We start from the raw sequence: 17,353 nt of genomic DNA, 5'->3' as shown, positions 1-17,353 counted from the left end.
CCTGCCCGGCGTGCTTCAGCGCTTGGATCGCCGAAGCGCGAGGCGGCAGGTTGTGGCCCGCGATGCGCGATGACTGACCCCGCAGTCGTCCGCCAGATGGCGGTGGCCATCGACGCGGCGGACGTGTCAGCGGTTGAAGCACTGTTGTTGGCGCACCCGGAGGCGGTGCACTTCAACAGCATGTCGCTGGGTGGTTTCGCCCACCAAGCCGCCCGCCGCGGATGCGTGGCGGTGCTGGACGTTCTGCACCGCCATGGCGCCGACCTGGATGCCTGCCAAAAGGGCAGTTCGCAAACGCCGCTGCATGTGGCTGCCGCCCAAGGGCAGCTCGCGGCCTGCGAGTGGCTGTTGGCGCACGGGGCGTCCGTCAGACAGGCCTCTGCGCGTGCCACGCCCGTGTTGGCGCATGCCGTGGTCGGCCGGTCGTTGTCCGTGATGCAGGTGTTGCTGTCCCGCGGAGCGGACGTCAACGAAGCCTATGGTGACCCACCGCAAACCGCGTTGGATGTGGCGCTGAGGTTGGGGCAACACGACCTGGCCGATTGGCTTCGGGAACAAGCCGGCGCGCAGCGCGCGCAAGACAGGGCCGGTGCCGACGCACCGGAAGCGGCAGCCGCGCCGGTGCCAACACCTGCGCGGCTTTGCGCTCGGCAGTGGTTGATTGACCAGTTCGGGCCGTTGCAACAGCCCGATGCGCGCCTCTCGGCCGGCGCGGGCTGGCTGCACGCTCCTGCCCACGCGAACCGCCGGTTTAACACCTGCATCACCTGGGCCGAGGTGCCCCTGTTGGCCCCGTCCGGCGAGCAGGTGGAACTTGCGCTGCACATCCGCGCCGATTTGCCCGACGCGCATGCCGGCACGCTGGCCCGTTGGTCCCAGGTGCTGCTGCAACTGCGGGCTGAATGTTTGAAGCATCCGGACCTGCTGAGCGCACGCTTTGCCGTGGTGACCTTGGGCGCTGGCACGGCGCCGTTCACCGAGGCGCTGCTGTTGCGCCGGTTGCGCAGCGGCCCCTTGGCGGATCATACCCAGCTGGCGTTGATGGACGTCATCCCGCTGCACGCGGCGGAAGCGGATTGGGCCCGCATGCACGGCGTGCCCGCGCTGCTGGCGCACTTCGAAGCGCAACGGTTGTCCGCGCTGTTCGACCCCCAGCGCACCCGCGCCGTGCCATCGCCCCCTTGAGGCGTCCCCGGTTCGCCTGGGCCTGCGCCTGCGCCTCGCCGCATCCCCAATGAGAAAAAGGCCCCTCGGGGCCTTTTTTGTTGGCTGCATCGTCGTCGCGCGCTTGGCGCGCGGCGAACCGGGGGGTCACCCCCCGCGCTTGCGCTTCATCACCACCAGCGCAAAACCCGCGACCGCCACGGTGGCCCAGCCCAGGAACTGCAGCGAGGCCAGCTCCGCCAGGGCATATCCGAAGTCTTGCAACGCCCAGGCCCAGAGGTTGGTGCCGGACATCAAGGCATCCGGCAGGCGGTTGGGCTGGTTGACGAACGTCGTGTTCACCTGGATGTTCCAGGCCTGGATCGCCTCCAGCGGCCAGTCGATGCGGTAGACCTTGTGGAGCACGCCCACCGCCACAGCGCCACCCACCAAGACCAGCGGCGTGCCCAGTCGCTTAAGCCAGGCCGAGGCGGCCATCAGCACGAAGATCAGCGGCGTCAGCCACAGCAGCATCAGCGCCGTGCCGGCCAGGGCGCGCAGCAGCAGCGGTGCCGCAGCAGTCACGATCTCGCTCCAGTTCACGCTGGTGATCGCGGCCAGCCCGCCTTTGCTGGCCATGACGGCCATCGCAATCGGCAGACCGAACAAGATGCCCACCACGGCGCCCCCGAGCGGCGCCAGCCAGGCATGGGCCAGCACCGTGGCCGCCACGCTTTCGGCGGGCCGACCCGGCAGCGACAACCAGAACTCGATGGACCGGTCCTGCGTGTCCCGCCGTGCCAGGCCCGGCAACTGGAACAGGGCCACCAGCAGGCAGATGCCGTAGACCGCCACGGTGCTGACGAGAAGGATCACGAGGCCGACAAACTCGGCCTTCTCCATGGGCAGGCCCTCCACCTGTCCGAAAGGCAGCATCGTCAGAAACAGCAGCGGCGGCGCCAGGGCAGCAATCAGCCAGCCACGCTTGTGCTGCATCCATTCGCGCAGCAGGAGGGTTGGGATGTGGGTCGTCATGGCAAATCCTCCGGGTTCAGGCTTGGGCCTTGTTCAGGGCCGGGTTGCGCGTCAGCGCCATGAAGAGGTCCACCAGGCTGGGGCGCACGCGCTGGCCCAGGCTGGCCACGTGCTCCGGCGGGGCGCCGTCGAACAGGCTGGTGGTGCGGCCCTGCTCGCGGTAGCGCAGCAGCGGGTGGGCGGCGGCCATGGCGTCGGCGGCGGCCGGGTCGTGGTTCAGCGCCACGAAGCGGCGGTCGATGTCTTCCAGGCTGATGGCAAGCGCCACGCGGCCTTCGTCCAGCATGATCACGTCGCTCAGCAGCGCCTCCACCTCTTCCACCTGGTGGGTGGAAATCAGCACGCTGCGCTCGCCGTCGCACCACTCGTCGATCAGCATCTCGTAGAAGCTCTTGCGCGACACCACGTCCAGCCCCAGCGTCGGCTCGTCCAGGATCATCAGCTTCGCGTCGATGGCAGCAATCAGCGCCAGGTGGGTTTGCGCCACCATGCCCTTGGACAGGCTCTTCACTTTGTCGCCCTCGCCCACGCTGGTGCGCTTGAGCAGCGTGCGCGCCCGCTCGGCGCTGAACTTGGGCTGCAGCCGGCTCATCAGCGTGATCAGCTCACGCACCGTGGCCCAGCGCGGCAGCACCGCCACGTCGGGGATGTAGCTCAGTTGCTCCAGCAGCTTCTGGCGGTCGTGCGCCGGGTTCAGGCCCAGCACCGTCACCTCGCCCTGCATGGGCAGCAGGCCCACCAGCGCCTTCATCAGCGAGGTCTTGCCTGCGCCGTTGTGGCCCAGCAAGCCGACCACGCGGCCCGCGGGCACGGTGATGGACACCTCGTTCAACGCCGTCTTCTTGCCGTAGCGCAGCGTTGCGTTCTTCACTTCGATCAGGTTCATGTCGACTCCCAATTCAGATCCTTGGCGCTCAACCCCAGGCGCTGCAGCCGGGCCCGCAAAGCCGGCCAGTCTCGCTGCAAAAAGCGCTCGCGCTCCTGGCTGCGCAGCCGCTCGCGGGCACCGGCCGTCACGTACATGCCCAGCCCGCGGCGCGACTCGATCAGCCCGTGCTCGGTCAACGCCTGCAGGGCCCGCGTCACCGTCAGCGGGTTGATCACGTACTGGCTCGCCAAGGCGCGCACCGAGGGCAGGGCCTCGCCTTCCGAGGGGTGGCCGTCCAGCAGCTGCACGGCCAAGCGGTCGGCCAGCTGCTGGTAAATCGGCGCCTGGTCAGTCCAGGTGGGAGTCATGGGCGCTCCGGGGTGTGTTGCTGATGTAGCACACCATATCGCCGGGGCCTGGGGCGCCCCAAGCGGGGCGCGATGAACTGCAGATTTGGGGGGATGGGCGGTGCAGCGGCTGTCGGTTTGCGCTGAGTCTGGAACTGTTTGCGCTTAACTCTGAACTCGGCCAGCCAGCCGCGAAGTGCACTGCAGGGCTCTAAGTGCTTGATCTGTAGAAAGATCTATCCTTTGGAAGGCCAGATCAACCACTCGGGACGCCGACGTCGCGCCTGCCGCTCGGCGGCAGGCGCCGAGTACACCTTGATCCACTTGTACAGGCTGTGCTGGCTGACGCCGATCCGGGCCGACACGTCGGCCACCCGGTGGCCGCGCTCCGTGATCTGCTTGACCGCTTCGACCTTGAATTCTTCTGGGTAGGGTTGGTTGCTTTGCATGGCACCTCCGATTGGGCCTCAGTTTGAGGCTCGAAGGTGTCTACTGGACCCGGGGAGATTCACCGTTTGATCGGTGGTGGGGCGGCGTGACGTTCCTTGCGGTCGCGCTGGCTGCAACGCTGTGGCTGGTCTTATGGGGCGTCAAATAGCGATGCAGGCAAGGCCTGGATGTCTTCGACCGGCTTCAGTTCAAGCCCATGCACGCGTACCAGTTTGCGCAAAGTCGGTCCTATGGCATCCTCCTCGAAAACTTGCGCGGCTACCGACGCAACAGGGAGGATTTCCGGTGAACCCACCTACCATGGCTACGGGCCAGCTTGCGCTCGATTTCGCGGTCTTTGGCATGTCAAGCATGGCCAAGGCGGTGCGGTCCCTGTATGGGGTTGCGGGCAGCCTGAATGATTTTGTTGACCAGCACATCGCTTCGATGGAAGCGTCGCCTGACGAATCGATAGCAAGAACCGGTCGTGTCCTGCAGGGCGCAAAGCAGGGGCTCCTCTTGGGGTACGCGGCGCCGGTGGTGTTGATCGCTGTCGGGCAGTTGCTCCTGGGCAATCCGTTGTCCGCCGTGGGAACTGTGCTGAGTGCAGCAGCACTCGCGAATCCGGTTGCGTCGACGTGCGCCGCCGTTGGCGCGATCTGGTTCGGTTGGAAGGCGCTCAGAGAGGCAGAGCAGCAAGCACTGATCGCCAAGCTAAGTGAGGGTTTTGCACTGGCTGCCGACGTGATCCGGCGAGTCATTTCCTTCGCGCTGGATTCGCTCAAGTCGGCCCTCAGTTCCAAGGAAATCGCGGCGCTCAAGACATTCGTGATTGAGTCCGCTGCCAGGGTTGGTCGGTCCGTGTATGCCATTACTGGCCAGCTCAAGGACCTCATCTACTCGCCCGAGAATCCTGCGGAAACTGAAGCAATGCTGGTGGCCAGTCCGCTGTTGCCCGTGTTGAAGGCCATGGACCGTGAGACCGAGCTGGAGCCCTTGCTGACGACGTCGCTCAAAGTCGATCGAAGCAAGATTCAGGGCTTGGTGCGAGAAGGCCTGGAACGAAGGGCGGCGCGAGAGTTGGCCGAGGCTGCGGGGTACTCGCTACCTGGCGCCAGACTCCCAACCTACGACGACGTTGTTCGGATCGTCGCTCGGCAGGTCAAACTTCCCACACGCGCCGAGCTGCCCACGGAGGACCTTGAGCGCGCCATCCTGTTCAAGGTGATGGAGCGCTCGTTGGACCGTATGAGTGACGAGCAGAAGCAATCGCTGGCGCGTGACGTTGAGCAAGCGCTTCGGGAGAGAGGCATCGAAAAGAAGGTGAACTTCTCAGAGGTTCTCAAGTTCGTGAAGTTCACTGGCATGGACGTGGGCGGGACTGTAGGCGGCCTGGTGATGTCAGCGCCGGGCTTGACGGGTGTAATCGGATTGAACACCCTTCAGTTCATCGTTCTGAAGGGAATCATCTTGACCTCCGGCTATGTGGCCGCAGGCGGTGCGTTGCTGGGCTTCGGGTTCGGCGGTGCAATGCTCACTATGGCCGGCGCTGCCGGCCCGATTGGCATTGCAGTTGGGCTGCTATACACGGCCTACTCGCTCTCAGGGCCTGCGTTTCGGAAGTTGATCCCCGCTATTTGCGTGATCGCGGCGAAGCGAGTCGAGTTGAGCAGTCTGGATTGTTCGACGGTCAGCACGGAGCCAGCGGCGTGACCATGAGAGATGCGGAGGCGATAGAGGAAGGCGACTATCTGCGCCGAAGAGTTCTGTCTTCAGTGAAACGCGTTGGGGAAAGTTCAATCTTCAGTGAGACGGCGGTTCAAGGTGTCGTGAGGTAGCCGCGTCTAAGCCCGCGCGACTGGCGGGCCCCCGGTTTCAGCATGAGTGAGAACCGACACCCCGCCTGAATAATTTATTCGTCGACGCCCACCCGCCGGCTTTCTAGAGTGGCCGCATGCAAACCCCAGCGTCAGCGCGGGCGGTGGGCGGCGCTCAGCATGGGGGGCGGGGGCACGGTGTCGGTCAGGCGCACGTAGCTGCCGTCCGACAGCTGCAGCCGCACCCAGCGCATGCGGCTCTTTTCAATCGGCATGTCTTGCTCGGGCGAGGCGTCGGTGTCGAACTCCACGGCGGCGGGCGCGGGCTCGAACCAGCCGAGGCGGCCCAGCTGGGCTTCTTGCGCCACGATCTGCGGCGTGGCATAGCGCCACAGGCCCTGGCCCAGCAGCTCGGAGACCGGCCGCCGGCAGCAGCGCTCGCGCGCAGGCGACAGGGCCAGCAGGCGGTGGCTCACGTCGCAAACCAGGTGCATGGGCTGGCTGCTCTGGCGCACCAGTTGCGCCAGGGCGAAGTCAGCGGCGCTGTCCAGCCGCGCGGTCATCAGGGCGCGCAGGGCGTGTTGGTCGGCCAACGACGGCGTGGCCGTGCCGGCCTCCCAGCGGGACACGGTGGTTTGCGACACCTTCAACACCTCGGCGGCGGCGCTTTGCTTGAGCCGCCGCAGCGAACGCCACAACCGCAGGCTGCGGCCGATCTGGCGCGCATTGCTCTCGGGAATCAGCTCTTGAACCATCAACGCCGCACACCTTCATGACTGCCGGACGCCAGATTTTCCTGTACTACCTCTGCGGCGTGTTCGCGGCCGGCCAGCTGGGCAAGCTGGCGGCGCTGGCGCCGCTGATTGCGCAAGACCTGCACCTGGGCCTGGCGGCGATGGCCGGCATCACGGCGCTGATCGAGGTGTGCGGCGCGCTGCTGGGCGGCACGGCGGGCCGCCTGCTGCCCCGGCTGGGCTTGCACCGTGCGCTGGGGCTGGCGGCGCTGTCGCTCGCGCTGGGCGCGGGCGTGGCGGCGTGCGCCCGCACCCCGGGCGTGCTGACCGCCGGCCGGCTGCTGGAGAGCCTGGGCTACCTGGCCGTCGTGGTGGCCGCACCGGTGTTGATGGCCCGCGTGGCGCCGGCAGCCCGGCAGGCCGCGGCCCTGGCGCTGTGGAGCACCTTTGTGCCGGTGGGCATGGCGGTGGGCGCCTGGGCTTACGCCCACGCGGCGGGCATGGTGGGCTGGCGTGCGGCCCAGGGCTTGAGCGTGCTGGGCGGCCTGGCGCTGGCGGTGGCGCTGCACGCGGCGCGGCCCCGGGCTGAGGCGGCGCTGCCCGATGGAGCGCGCCACGCGGCCGGCTCGCCAAAGACGGGGGCCCTCATCGGCACCCTGGTGGCGGCCTTTGGCCTCTATGCCGTGGCCGAGGTGGGCTTGCTGGCCTTGTTGCCCAGCCTGTTGTCACAAGCCGGCCTCGACCTGGCCGCGGCGGGCACCTGGACGGCGGTGGCGGCGCTGGCCAACGTGCCGGCCAGCTGGGTGGGCGCGCGCCTGCTGCGCCGGGAGGCGGATCTCACCGGGGCGTTGCTGCTGTCCTTGGGGGGCTCGGGGGTGCTGTACCTGGCGGCCTACAGCACCGCGCTGCCGGCTGAGGCCCGGGCGGGCGCGGCGGTGGCGGTGAACCTGTGCTCCGGCGTGTTCGCCACCCTGGTGTTCGGCCTGCTGCCCCGCGCCGCCGGACACGACGACCGGCTGGCCCTGGCCAGCGGCCGGCTGACGCAATGCGGGGCTTCCGGCGCGTTGTTGGGCCCACCGCTGGTGGGCGCGTGTGCCGAGCGCCTGGGGTGGCCGGCGGCCGGTGGGGTGAGCCTGGGCCTGTCGCTGGTGGCCCTGCCGCTGGCGCTGTGGGCGTGGCGGGCGTTGCGTGCGTTGCGTGCGTTGCGTGCGTTGGCGGACGCTTCGGCGAGCCGCACCGCGTGCGACAGTCCCGCCTCCTGTTGAACTGACGGCTGAGGTTGGCCCATGTACGTTCCTGCCCATTTCGCGGTGACTGACACCGAGGCCTTGCACGGGCTGATGCGGGCGCACCCGCTGGGCGCGCTGGTGACGCACGGGCCGCAGGGGCTGGACGCCGACCACATCCCGTTCGAGCTGGATGCCTCCGTGGGCCCGCTGGGCTGCCTGCGCGGGCATGTGGCGCGGGCCAACCCGCTGTGGCAGCGCTGCCCGAGCGGCTCCCCTGTGCTGGTGATTTTCCGGGGGGCGGAGGCCTTCATCTCGCCGAGTTGGTACCCCAGCAAGCACGAGGCGCACCGCCAGGTGCCGACCTGGAACTACGAGGTGGTGCACGCCCACGGCACGCTGACCGTGCACGACGACGCCCGCTTCGTGCGCGGCGTGGTGGCGCGGCTCACGCGCACGCACGAGGCGGCCGAGCCGCAACCCTGGCGCATGACGGACTCCGCGCCCGAGTTCATCGACGGCCTGCTGGCCCACATCGTGGGCATCGAGATCACGCTCACCTCGCTGGTGGGCAAGTCCAAGCTCAGCCAGAACAAGGACGTGCGCGACCGCCAGGGCGCGGCGGACGCATTGGCCGAGCGGGGCCACCCCGCGCTGGCCGAGCGCATGCGGCCCCAGGGCTGAGGCGGCGCCCGCAGGGCCGGGCGCGGGTGGCCTCAGAGGCTCAGCCCTTGGCGGCGCCGAGCATGCGTTCCTGGTCCACCTTGCGGTCGGCGGCCACGCGCACTGCGTGCGGGCGCTCGCCAATCAGCTTGGCGTGGCTCTTCCAGTCCACCCCGCCGGCGGCCAGCAGGTCTTGGCCGTAGATGGTCTTGGTGGCCAGGGCCACCAGCGGCAGGCTCACCCAGCCGGCGCAGTCGGCCAGCGTGAAGGTGTCACCGGCCAGGTAGGGGCCGAACTTGGCCAGGCGCTTGAAGGCGGCAATGTTCTCGGGCAGCACGCGGGCCACGCGCTGCTTGGTGCCGTCGCTCACCTTGCCGCCGAAAAAGGCCTCGGCGTACAGCTCGCGCGCCACCAGCTCCAGGTGCAGCTCCACGTAGGTGATCAGCTCGCGCACCTTGGCCGCCTGGAAGGGGTCGGCCGGCATCAGGCGTGGGGTGTCGGGGTAGGCGGCTTCCAGGTAGTCGGCAATCACCTGGCTTTCGCACAGCGCGCCTTGCGGCGTCTTGATGAAGGGCACCTTGCCCAGCGGGCTGCAGCTCAGCACGGCCTCGTCATGGGAGTGGGTCTTGACGTACTCCTCGGTGAACGGGATGCCCTTTTCCAGCAGGGCCAGCTTGACCTTGTTGTAGTAGTTCGAGAGCGGAATGCCGCAGAGCGTGATCATGGGTGTCTCCTGAAACGAAGCGGGCAGTCTAGGCAGGCCGGCGCGGCCGGGTTGGCGCGCCGGTGACATCAACGGTTCACCAGCACGATGCCCGCCGCCAGTGCCACCAGCGCGCCCACCAGCCGCGTGCTGATGCCTTCGCCCAGCAGCAGTGCGCCTGCCACCAGCCCGAACAGTGGCGTGCTAAGCGTGAACACCGACAGCTTGGTGGCCGCGTACTGCCGCACCAGCCAGAACCACACCAAGTAGCTGGCGAAGGTGACCACCACCGCCTGAAAGCCGAACAGCCCCAGCAAGCGGGGCGACCAGGCCGAGGGCCAGGGCTCGCCCGTCAGCGCCGCCGCGCCACACAGCGCCACAGCCGACACCGCCAGTTGGTACAGCAAGGTCTTCTCGGCCGGCGCCGCGCTCAGCCGCGTGGCGCGAATCGCCAGCGTGGTGCCACCCCACAGCACGGCGGCGGCCACGCCCAGCGCGTCGCCCCACCACTGCTGCGGCGAGCCGGGCGCCGAGAAGCCTTCTGCAAACGCAAAGGCCATGGCACCAAAGGCCAGCAGCAGGCCGCCCCACTGGCGGGGCGACAGCGCCTCGCCCCGGGCGATCCACGGCATGCCCAGGGCCACCACAAACGGCGCCAGGTAGATGAACACCACCATGCGCGAGGCGCTGGTGTACTGCAGGCCCACGAAGATGCAGGCGAACTCTCCCGCGAACAGCGCGCCGGCCAACAGGCCACCGGCGAGGCTGCCGTCGCGCGCGAACAAGCGCAGTCCGCGCGACGCGGCCCAGGCCCACACCAGCGCGCCGGCCACCGCCGAGCGCAGGCCCGCCTGCCACAGCGGGCCGATCTCGGTGAGCGCCGCCTTGGCCGCCACCTGGTTGATGCCCCACAGCAGGCAGCACAGCAGCAGCAGGGCGATGGCGGACGGGGCGAGGTGCGATTGGCGAGCGGTCATGCGCCTATGCTGCCAGTATGAGCGATGTCCTCGTGATCGGCGGTGGGGTGATGGGGGCGGCCACCGCGTGTTTTCTGGCCCGCGACCACGGCGCCCGCGTGACGGTGCTGGAGCGCGACCCGAGCTACGCGCAAGCGTCCAGTTCGCTGTCGCTGAGCTCCATCCGCCAACAGTTCTCGCAGCCGGCCAACATCGCGCTGTCGCGCTGGAGCCTGGCCTTCTTGCGCCGCGCGGCGGACGAACTCGCCACCCCCGACGACCGCCCCGCGCTGGGCCTGGTGGAGCCGGGCTACCTGTACCTGGCCACCGAGGCCGGCGCCGCCACGCTGCGCGCCGTGCACGCCACGCAGCGGGCCGAAGGGGTGGACGTGGCCTTGCTGGACCCGGCCGCCCTGGCCGCGCGGTTTGCATGGCTGGCGGTGGATGACCTGGCGCTGGGCTCGCTGGGTCTGAGCGGCGAAGGCTGGTTCGATGGCCCGGCCCTGCACCGCGCGTTCCGGCGCAAGGCGCAGGCCTGCGGCGTGCGGTTTGTGGCGGCCGAGGCGGTGGGCTTCCACACGCAGGGTGAGCGCATCAGCCACGTGCGCTGCGCCGACGGCAGCACCCACGCGGGCGACGCCGTGGTGCTGGCAGGCGGTGCGTGGAGCGCGCCGCTGGGCGCTGCACTGGGCGTGACGCTGCCGGTGCACGCCAAGAAGCGCGATGTGTTTGTGCTGGAAACGCCCGCCGAGCTGCCCGGGTGTCCCTTGGTCATCGACCCCAGCGGTTTCTGGTTCCGGCCCGAGGGCCGCTTGCTGCTGGCGGGCGGCCCGCCGCGCGGTGACGATGCCGACGACCTGCCGCTGCACGCCATCGACCACGGCCTGTTCGACGAGCGGCTGTGGCCCGTGCTGGCGGCCCGCGTGCCGGCCCTGCAGGCCCTGCGCGTGCGCTCGGCCTGGGCGGGCTACTACGAGATGAATGCGTTCGACCACAACGGCCTGGCCGGCCGGCTGCCCGGCTGGGCCAACGGCTACACGGCCTGCGGGTTTTCGGGCCACGGCATGCAGCAGTCGCCCGCGGTGGGGCATTCGCTGGCGCGACTGGTGGCGGGGCTGGACGCGCCGCTGATCGAGCCACTGGCGCCGCAGCGCCTGCGGGACGGCCGGCCCCTGCGCGAGGCCAACGTCATCTGATCAGCGGGTGCGGCTGCTTCAGCGCTTGCCGCTGCTCTTCTTGCCGCCCTTCTTGGCGGCGGCGGGTGGTGCGGCGGGGCGCACGTAGCGCGTGGCGGTGAGGGTGTCGGACACGGCGCTGGTCTTGTTGTCCACATAGCCCCAGCCGCGCATGGACAGCCGCACCTCGGCGTCCGACGGGCTGGCGTCCGGCCCCTTGCCGTGCACCACCCAAACGGTGTTGCAGATCATGTCGGCATGGAACTCGGCCATGCGTGGCAGCTCCGACGGCTTGCTCAGCACCGCCACCAGCATGCGGGCTTCGCGCATGTTGGTGGTGATGGCGCCGGCCAACGCCTCGGCCAGCGCCGGGTCCAGCGAACCGACCGTGGGGCCGATCAGCAGCGCCGGGGCGGCGGGGCTCACGCCCAGCTTGGCTGCCAGCGTGGGCGGCGGGGTTTGCAGCTTCTTGAGCCATTTGCCGGCTTCGGCGGCGCCCAGCGTCAGGGCCACGGCCGTGCCGTCGGCGTCAAAGCACAGGGCGTCACCGTCCACGCGCAGGTGTTGCAGGGCGGCAATCGCCCACTTGTGCTTGAGCGCGCCGCGCAGCACCACGGTGGTGGATTCGAGCAGGGCGGTGACCTCGGCGGTCTCGTCGCCCACGCGGGCGGTGCAGGTGGCTTCACGTCCCATGGGGAACCTCAGATGTCGTCAGATGCGCGCATTGTCGGCGGCGCGGGGCGGCCAGGCAGTCAAGGCACAGGCCAGCGCGCCGGCGATGGCGCCGCTCAGGTGGGCGAAGGGCGCCACCGCGAAGTCGTATCCCGCGACCGATTGAACGGCTGCGCCCCACGGCGTTTCCAGCCACAGCTTGAGCGTGAGCCCGCCCAGCACCGCCGCACCGATGCGCCGGGGCCGGCCGGCCTGCTGCAGCAGCGCCAGGGCGGCCACCACCGTGAGGCCGTGCAGCACGCCGGAGAGCCCGGCGTACAGCGTCAGGTCGGGCCGCAGCCAGAGGCCGGCTTGCGTCAGCGGCCAGGCCAACACGCCCGCGGCGGCGTGGCGCGCGTGCAGCCCCGCCCGGGCGCCCAGCAGGGCCAGCACCGCGCAGCCGGCCAGGTTGGCGGCCAGGTGCAGCGGGCTCCAGTGCACCAGGGCGGCGGTGAGCAGCCGCCACGGCTGCGCCACGGCCAAGTCCGGCCGCCAGGCCAGCAGGTCGCGCCCGCCGGGCCAGAGCCAGGCCAGCACCGCCAAACCGGCCAGACCCGCGCACAGCGCCAGCCAGGTGCGCGGGCCGGTGGGAGGGGGCGAAACAAGGTGAGGCGACATGACGGACGGCAGTTTGCACCTCGCGGGGCAGGGCGCGGCGCGGGTACGCTCGCGCCCTGCTGCGATTTGCCCTCGTGATCTGGCCATGACCGACGCTCCCGGCGACACCGAGTTCGCTTCCGACGACCGCACCACCGTGATGAAAACCGTCGCGCGCCCGCAGGTGCGGGTGGTGGAGGGGCGCGAGCACTACCTGCTGCAACTGGAGGGCCTGGAGCCCGGCCGGCGGCTGCGCTTTGGGCGCGAGCCCCTGCGGCTGGGGCGGCGGGCGCCGGCGGAGGTGCTGCTGGCCGACCCCGAGGTGTCGGGCCTGCACTGCGAGGTGGTGGCGCGCGGCCACCAGGGCGACGCCTGGCTCACCGACCTCAATTCCACCAACGGCAGCTTTGTGGAAGGCCGGCGCGTGCAGGGCAGCGTGCGCCTCACCCAGGGCATGCGGCTGCAGATCGGCCGCCAGGTGTTCGTGCACGAGTTCCGCACGCCCGCCGAGGTGGCCGTGGCCGACGAGCTGGCGCATGACCTGGACAAGGCCCGGCGCTACGTGCAGTCGCTGCTGCCGGCCCGGGTGCTGCAGGGCGACATCCGCACCGACTGGTGTTTCGAGCCCTGCTCGGCGCTGGGCGGCGACGCCTTCGGCCACGTGATGCTGGATGACGAGCACTTCGCCTGCTACCTGATCGATGTGTCAGGCCATGGCGTGGGTGCGGCGGTGCACAGCGTGTCGGTCATGAACGTGCTGCGCCAGCGGCTGCTGCCCGGGGCGGACTTCCGCGATCCGGCGCAGGTGCTGGGCCAGCTCAACGCCATGTTCCAGATGGACAGCCACGACGGGCGCATGTTCTCCATCTGGTACGGCGTGTTCCACCGCACCCGCCGCACGCTGCGCTACGCCTCAGGTGGCCACCACCCGGCCTACCTGGCCCCGGCCGACGGCGGCCCGCTGCAGGCGCTGCGCACCCGCAACCTGCTCATCGGGGCGGTGCCGGAGGTGCCGTTCACGGCGGCCGAGGTGGGCGTGCCGGCGGGTGCGCGGCTGTTCGTGTTCAGCGACGGGGTGTTCGAGCTGCAGGGCCGCGACGGCCGGGACTGGGGGCTGGACGACCTGCTGCCCTGGCTGGGCCAGGTGCCGGCGGACGACGCCTCGCCCGCCCACTGGCTGCAGCACGCCGTGCTCGGTCAGGCCAAGCCGGGGCCGCTGGGAGATGATTTTTCCCTGCTCGCTGTCACATTTGCGTAGCGTGGCGCCGTTAGAAGGTCGGCTTGCTTGTTGAAGGCCCGACATGGACATCGAAGTCATCGCCCTGGAACCTCACGTGAACTGCCTGCGCCTGCAAGGCCGCCTGGACGCCGCCGCGGTGGACCGCACCGAGGTGAAGCTCAACGCCGCCGCCGTGGCTCCGGGCCAGCACCTGATGGTGGACCTGCGCGGCGTGGAGTTCCTCGCGTCGCTGGGCATCCGCATGCTGATCACGGCCGCCCGTTCGCTCAAGGCCAAGGGCGCCCGCATGGTGCTGTTCGGCGCCCAGCCGCTGGTGCACGAGGTGCTGGAGCATGTGGCCATCGACCAGATCATCCCGGTGGTGGCCGACGAGGCCGAGGCCCGGTCCGCGTTGGCGGCAGGCTGAGTCGGCCCCGGGGCGAGCCGTGCACGCATGACTGGACGCGCCGAGGCTGTCGCCCCCGCCACGCCGGCTGCGCTGGTGCTGAGCTTGCTGTGTGAGCTGGCCTCGTGTGCCGTGGCCCACGAGGCCCTGCACGCGCTGCTGGCACCGCACCAGCCCTCCGCCCGCGCCATGTTCGGCCTGGATGTGGTGCTGGAAGAGCTGCTGATGAACCAGATCCTGCACGCCCACCCGCCCGAGGTGGAGCGGGCCACGGTGCAGTTGCAGGCCTGGGTGGTGCACGACGCGCTGGTGCTGCGCCTCACCGACCGCGGCATCGCGTTCGACCCGCTGGCCCGGCCCACGCCGGTGGCACCCGCCACGCTGGATGAGGCCCGCCCCGGCGGCTGGGGCATCCACCTGCTGCGGCGTTATGCCCGCGCGCTGGCGTATGAACGGGTGGGCGAGGCCAACCAGCTGACGGTGGAGCTGGCGCTGCGGTAGGCGGCCGGGCCGCTCACCGCGTCAACCTGGCAAGACCCGGAAAGACCCCAGCGGCTCAGCCAAACACCGCGTGCCACAGCGCTTGCACGGCTGCCCGGTGCGGGGCCAGCGGTGCGGCGGCATCGGCGTCCAGCGCGGTGCTTTGTTCGTCCAGCCGGGCCTTGTGCTGCACGCGGCGCAACTCGCGGTAGGCGTTGGCCGCGCCCGTGCCCACGCCGGCGGGCAACAGGCCCACGGTTTCGCAGCGTTGCAGCAGGGCGATGTTGCCCAGGTTGTCCAGCAACCCGGGGTGCTGGGCGCCGTGGGTCAGGATCAGGCACTGCAGCGCGAACTCCGCGTCCATCATGCCGCCCTCGCTGTGCTTCACATCGAACAGCCCGGCGCGCACCGGGCGGGCGGCCCGCACCTTCTCGCGCATGGCCTGCACCTCGCGCTTCAGCGCCTCGGCGTCGCGGGGGGCGGTCAGCACCTGGCGGCGCACGCCCTCGAAGCGTTCGGCCAGGTCGGCATGCCCGGCGCAGAAGCGGGCCCGGGTGATGGCCTGGTGTTCCCAGGTCCAGGCGGTGTTGCTGCCGCGGCCGGTCTGGTAGGCCTCAAAGTGGGCGAGCGACGTCACCAGCAGGCCCGAGTTGCCGTTGGGCCGCAGCGCGGTGTCGATGTCGAACAGCTCGCCCGCGGCGGTGCGCAGCGTCAGCCAGGTGATGAGGCGGCGCACGAAGGCGCCGTAAATCTCGCTGGCGTTTTCATCCTCGTCGTCGAAGACGAACACCACGTCCAGGTCGCCACCGTAGCCCAGCTCCTTGCCGCCCAACTTGCCGTAGGCGATGACGGCCAGGCGCGGGTCGGGGCGGTGGGCTTTGCTGAACAGGGCCCAGGCCCACTGGATGGCCACTTGCAGCACGGCGTCGGCCAGCAGCGAGAGGTCGTCGGCCACCTGCTCCACGGTGATGCGGCCTTCCACGTCACGCACCAGCGTGCGGAAGACTTCGGCATGGTGGGCGCGGCGCAGGGTGTCCAGCAGCGCTTCTTCGTCGGCCTCGCCGCTGCGCACCCAGCCTTGCTCGCGGTCCAGCAGGTCGGCGATGAAGGCGTCGCGGTCGAAGCGGGCGGTCAGCAGCAGCGGGTCGGCCAGTTCGTCGATCACGCCCGGGTGCTGCATCAGGTAGCGCATGGGCCAGCGTGCCAGGCCCAGCAGGCGCAGCAGGCGCTGCTGCACGGCCGGGCGCTCCACCAGCAGCGCGAGGTAGCTTTCGCGGCGCAGCAGCGGGCCCACCCAGTCCACAAAGCGCAGCGCGGCGTCCATCGAGCATTCGTCCGCCGCCACGGCCTGTGCCGCGCGGTGGAACAGTTTGGCCAGGCGCTGGCGCGATTCCTCGCGCAGCCCCTGCACGCGCGGCGTTTCGGCCAGGGTGCGCACGGCCGCCGCCAGCGGGGCGGGCAGGCCGTTCAGGAAGTCTTCGCCGTCCATGGTCGGCTTGGGGCCGCCGCATTGGCCGCCCTTGCAGCCGCCCCCCGCCGCGCCGGTGCCCTCGTGCAGCAACGCGTCGAACTCGTTGGCCACCAGCTCGCGCACCTCGCCGAGTTGCTCGAACAGTTCACAAGTCTCCCGACTGCACTTCAGCCCCATGGATGCTGCGATCCAGGCCAGGTCCGCGTCGCCCTGCGGCAGGCAGTGGGTTTGCTGGTCGTCCAGGAACTGGATGCGGTGCTCCACCCGGCGCAGGAACACGTAGGCGTCGATCAGGCGCTGCGCGGTCTCCGGCTTCATCAGCCCGCGGGCGGCCACGCAGCCCAGCGCCTTGACGGTGGAGCGGGTGCGGATCTCCGGGAACTGCCCCCCGCGCACCACCTGCAGCAGCTGCACGATGAACTCGATCTCGCGGATGCCGCCGCGCGACAGCTTCACGTCGTTGGCGCGCTCGGGCCGGCCGGCGGCGCGGGCCTTGGCCTCGCTGCGGATCTTGCCGTGCAGCTGCCGCAGGCCCTCGAACACGCCGTAGTCCAGATACCGGCGGTACACGAAGGGCGTGACGAGTTGGCGCAGCTGCAGCGTGCGCGGGTCGCCAGGGGCGCCCAGGCCGGCGAGCGGCGCCACGACGCGGCTCTTGAGCCACGCGAAGCGCTCCCACTCGCGGCCCTGCACCAGGAAGTACTCCTCCAGCATGCCCAGGCTCACCACCGGCGGGCCGCTTTTGCCGTTGGGGCGCAGCGCCAGGTCCACGCGGAACACCTGCCCGTCGTCCGTCACGTCGCCAATCAGCGCGTACAGCCGTTTGGCGACGTTGGAAAAGTACTCGTGGGCGGTCAGCGGCCGGGGGCCGTGGGTGGCGCCGTCGTCCTCGTACACATAGATCAGGTCGATGTCGGACGACACGTTCAGCTCACGGGCGCCCAGCTTGCCCATGCCCAGCACCCAGAACGCGATGTCTTGCCCGTCGGCGGTGCGCGGGGCGCCGTGGATCTCGTCCAGCTCGGCGCGGGCGGCGGTCAGTGCGCGGTCCAGCGTCACCTCGGCCAGGTGGGTCATGGCCAGCGTCACGTGTTCCACCGGGGCGGCCTGTTCGATGTCCAGCACCGCCAGGCGTTCCAACACCAGGTGGCGCGCCACGCGCAGGGCGCTGGCCAGCGGTCGGTTGCCCAGCAGCGTGGTGATCAGGGCGTCGATGACGGCGCGGTCGGGCAGGCCCGGCGGCAGCAGCGCCAGCTCGGCGCCGTAGCGCCGCCGCACCCGCTGCACATAGCGACTGTGCTCAGCAAGAACAGGAAACGTTGCGTTCATGACCCTGTGCTAGATTGCCTGCCGGCCGGTTTTTCTCCACGCGC

17 protein-coding genes and 1 pseudogene are annotated in these 17,353 nt (G+C 70.0%); 8 read left to right on the top strand and 10 right to left on the bottom strand.

The window, feature by feature from the left end; translation table 11 throughout:
- Nucleotides 1-69 precede the first annotated feature (69 nt).
- A complete protein-coding gene (locus tag ACG01O_RS14965) occupies nucleotides 70-1,185 on the top strand; it encodes an ankyrin repeat domain-containing protein (protein WP_394385798.1) in 1,116 nt (371 codons plus the stop codon).
- 126 nt (nucleotides 1,186-1,311) lie between these two features.
- Here ACG01O_RS14965 and ACG01O_RS14960 read toward each other — a convergent pair whose 3' ends face one another.
- The 4 genes and pseudogenes from ACG01O_RS14960 to ACG01O_RS14945 form a co-directional block, all read right to left on the bottom strand.
- Nucleotides 1,312-2,178 (bottom strand): hypothetical protein, encoded by an 867-nt coding sequence (locus ACG01O_RS14960; RefSeq protein WP_394385797.1) that lies wholly within the window; start codon nucleotides 2,176-2,178, stop codon nucleotides 1,312-1,314.
- Between the two features lie 16 nt (nucleotides 2,179-2,194).
- Nucleotides 2,195-3,064 carry an ABC transporter ATP-binding protein gene (locus ACG01O_RS14955; RefSeq protein ID WP_394385796.1) on the bottom strand — a complete coding sequence of 290 codons (870 nt, stop codon included), beginning with the start codon at nucleotides 3,062-3,064 and terminating at the stop codon, nucleotides 2,195-2,197.
- Nucleotides 3,061-3,414: a GntR family transcriptional regulator gene (locus tag ACG01O_RS14950; RefSeq protein WP_394385795.1), complete on the bottom strand. Its 354-nt coding sequence runs from the start codon at nucleotides 3,412-3,414 to the stop codon at nucleotides 3,061-3,063. The genes ACG01O_RS14955 and ACG01O_RS14950 overlap by 4 nt, the downstream gene beginning before the upstream one ends.
- 263 nt (nucleotides 3,415-3,677) lie before the next feature.
- A pseudogene (locus tag ACG01O_RS14945) lies at nucleotides 3,678-3,842 on the bottom strand (transposase); the annotation flags it as partial.
- Nucleotides 3,843-4,128: 286 nt separating this feature from the next.
- On the opposite strand from ACG01O_RS14945, the gene ACG01O_RS14940 reads away from it, so the two are divergent.
- On the top strand, nucleotides 4,129-5,535 hold the full coding sequence (locus tag ACG01O_RS14940) for a hypothetical protein (protein ID WP_394385794.1): 1,407 nt from the start codon (nucleotides 4,129-4,131) through the stop codon (nucleotides 5,533-5,535).
- A 256-nt stretch (nucleotides 5,536-5,791) separates the two neighbouring features.
- Here ACG01O_RS14940 and ACG01O_RS14935 read toward each other — a convergent pair whose 3' ends face one another.
- Nucleotides 5,792-6,394, bottom strand: coding sequence for a helix-turn-helix domain-containing protein (locus ACG01O_RS14935; protein ID WP_394385793.1), 603 nt, complete (start codon nucleotides 6,392-6,394; stop codon nucleotides 5,792-5,794).
- 17 nt (nucleotides 6,395-6,411) lie between these two features.
- Here ACG01O_RS14935 and ACG01O_RS14930 point away from each other — a divergent pair, with 17 nt between their 5' ends.
- Complete coding sequence (locus tag ACG01O_RS14930; RefSeq protein ID WP_394385792.1) at nucleotides 6,412-7,638, top strand: MFS transporter; 1,227 nt, start codon at nucleotides 6,412-6,414, stop codon at nucleotides 7,636-7,638.
- A 21-nt stretch (nucleotides 7,639-7,659) separates the two neighbouring features.
- Nucleotides 7,660-8,283 (top strand): FMN-binding negative transcriptional regulator, encoded by a 624-nt coding sequence (locus ACG01O_RS14925; protein WP_394385791.1) that lies wholly within the window; start codon nucleotides 7,660-7,662, stop codon nucleotides 8,281-8,283.
- 40 nt (nucleotides 8,284-8,323) lie between these two features.
- Here the strand turns inward: ACG01O_RS14925 and ACG01O_RS14920 are convergent, their stop codons facing one another.
- Together ACG01O_RS14920 and ACG01O_RS14915 are read right to left on the bottom strand one after the other, a co-directional pair.
- The gene (locus ACG01O_RS14920; RefSeq protein WP_394385790.1) at nucleotides 8,324-8,986 is read right to left on the bottom strand and encodes a glutathione S-transferase family protein; all 663 of its coding nucleotides are present in this window, start codon (nucleotides 8,984-8,986) and stop codon (nucleotides 8,324-8,326) included.
- 68 nt (nucleotides 8,987-9,054) lie between these two features.
- Entirely contained in the window at nucleotides 9,055-9,942 is an 888-nt protein-coding gene (locus ACG01O_RS14915) for a DMT family transporter (RefSeq protein ID WP_394385789.1), read from the bottom strand.
- A 17-nt stretch (nucleotides 9,943-9,959) separates the two neighbouring features.
- On the opposite strand from ACG01O_RS14915, the gene ACG01O_RS14910 reads away from it, so the two are divergent.
- Nucleotides 9,960-11,117, top strand: a complete 1,158-nt coding sequence (locus tag ACG01O_RS14910; RefSeq protein WP_394385788.1) for an NAD(P)/FAD-dependent oxidoreductase — start codon at nucleotides 9,960-9,962, stop codon at nucleotides 11,115-11,117.
- 18 nt (nucleotides 11,118-11,135) lie between these two features.
- On the opposite strand, the gene ACG01O_RS14905 is transcribed toward ACG01O_RS14910, so the two are convergent.
- Nucleotides 11,136-11,789 (bottom strand): hypothetical protein, encoded by a 654-nt coding sequence (locus ACG01O_RS14905; RefSeq protein ID WP_394385787.1) that lies wholly within the window; start codon nucleotides 11,787-11,789, stop codon nucleotides 11,136-11,138.
- Between the two features lie 18 nt (nucleotides 11,790-11,807).
- A complete protein-coding gene (gene rrtA / locus ACG01O_RS14900) occupies nucleotides 11,808-12,425 on the bottom strand; it encodes a rhombosortase (protein ID WP_394385786.1) in 618 nt (205 codons plus the stop codon).
- Between the two features lie 85 nt (nucleotides 12,426-12,510).
- Here rrtA and ACG01O_RS14895 point away from each other — a divergent pair, with 85 nt between their 5' ends.
- From ACG01O_RS14895 to ACG01O_RS14885, 3 genes are read left to right on the top strand one after another with little or no spacing between them, the layout of a single operon-like run.
- Entirely contained in the window at nucleotides 12,511-13,662 is a 1,152-nt protein-coding gene (locus ACG01O_RS14895) for a PP2C family protein-serine/threonine phosphatase (RefSeq protein WP_394385785.1), read from the top strand.
- 43 nt (nucleotides 13,663-13,705) lie between these two features.
- Complete coding sequence (locus ACG01O_RS14890; protein WP_394385784.1) at nucleotides 13,706-14,050, top strand: STAS domain-containing protein; 345 nt, start codon at nucleotides 13,706-13,708, stop codon at nucleotides 14,048-14,050.
- Nucleotides 14,051-14,077: 27 nt separating this feature from the next.
- Nucleotides 14,078-14,530 (top strand): ATP-binding protein, encoded by a 453-nt coding sequence (locus tag ACG01O_RS14885; RefSeq protein WP_394385783.1) that lies wholly within the window; start codon nucleotides 14,078-14,080, stop codon nucleotides 14,528-14,530.
- 55 nt (nucleotides 14,531-14,585) lie between these two features.
- Here ACG01O_RS14885 and glnE read toward each other — a convergent pair whose 3' ends face one another.
- A complete protein-coding gene (gene glnE / locus ACG01O_RS14880) occupies nucleotides 14,586-17,309 on the bottom strand; it encodes a bifunctional [glutamate--ammonia ligase]-adenylyl-L-tyrosine phosphorylase/[glutamate--ammonia-ligase] adenylyltransferase (RefSeq protein ID WP_394385782.1) in 2,724 nt (907 codons plus the stop codon).
- Nucleotides 17,310-17,353: the final 44 nt, after the last annotated feature.

The sequence above is a fragment of the Pelomonas baiyunensis genome (genome assembly GCF_043555935.1).
In the GTDB taxonomy this organism is placed as follows: Bacteria; Pseudomonadota; Gammaproteobacteria; order Burkholderiales; family Burkholderiaceae_C; genus Pelomonas; species Pelomonas baiyunensis.
Note: the sequence above shows the minus strand (reverse complement) of the source record. Positions and strands in the feature narration are given on the sequence as shown.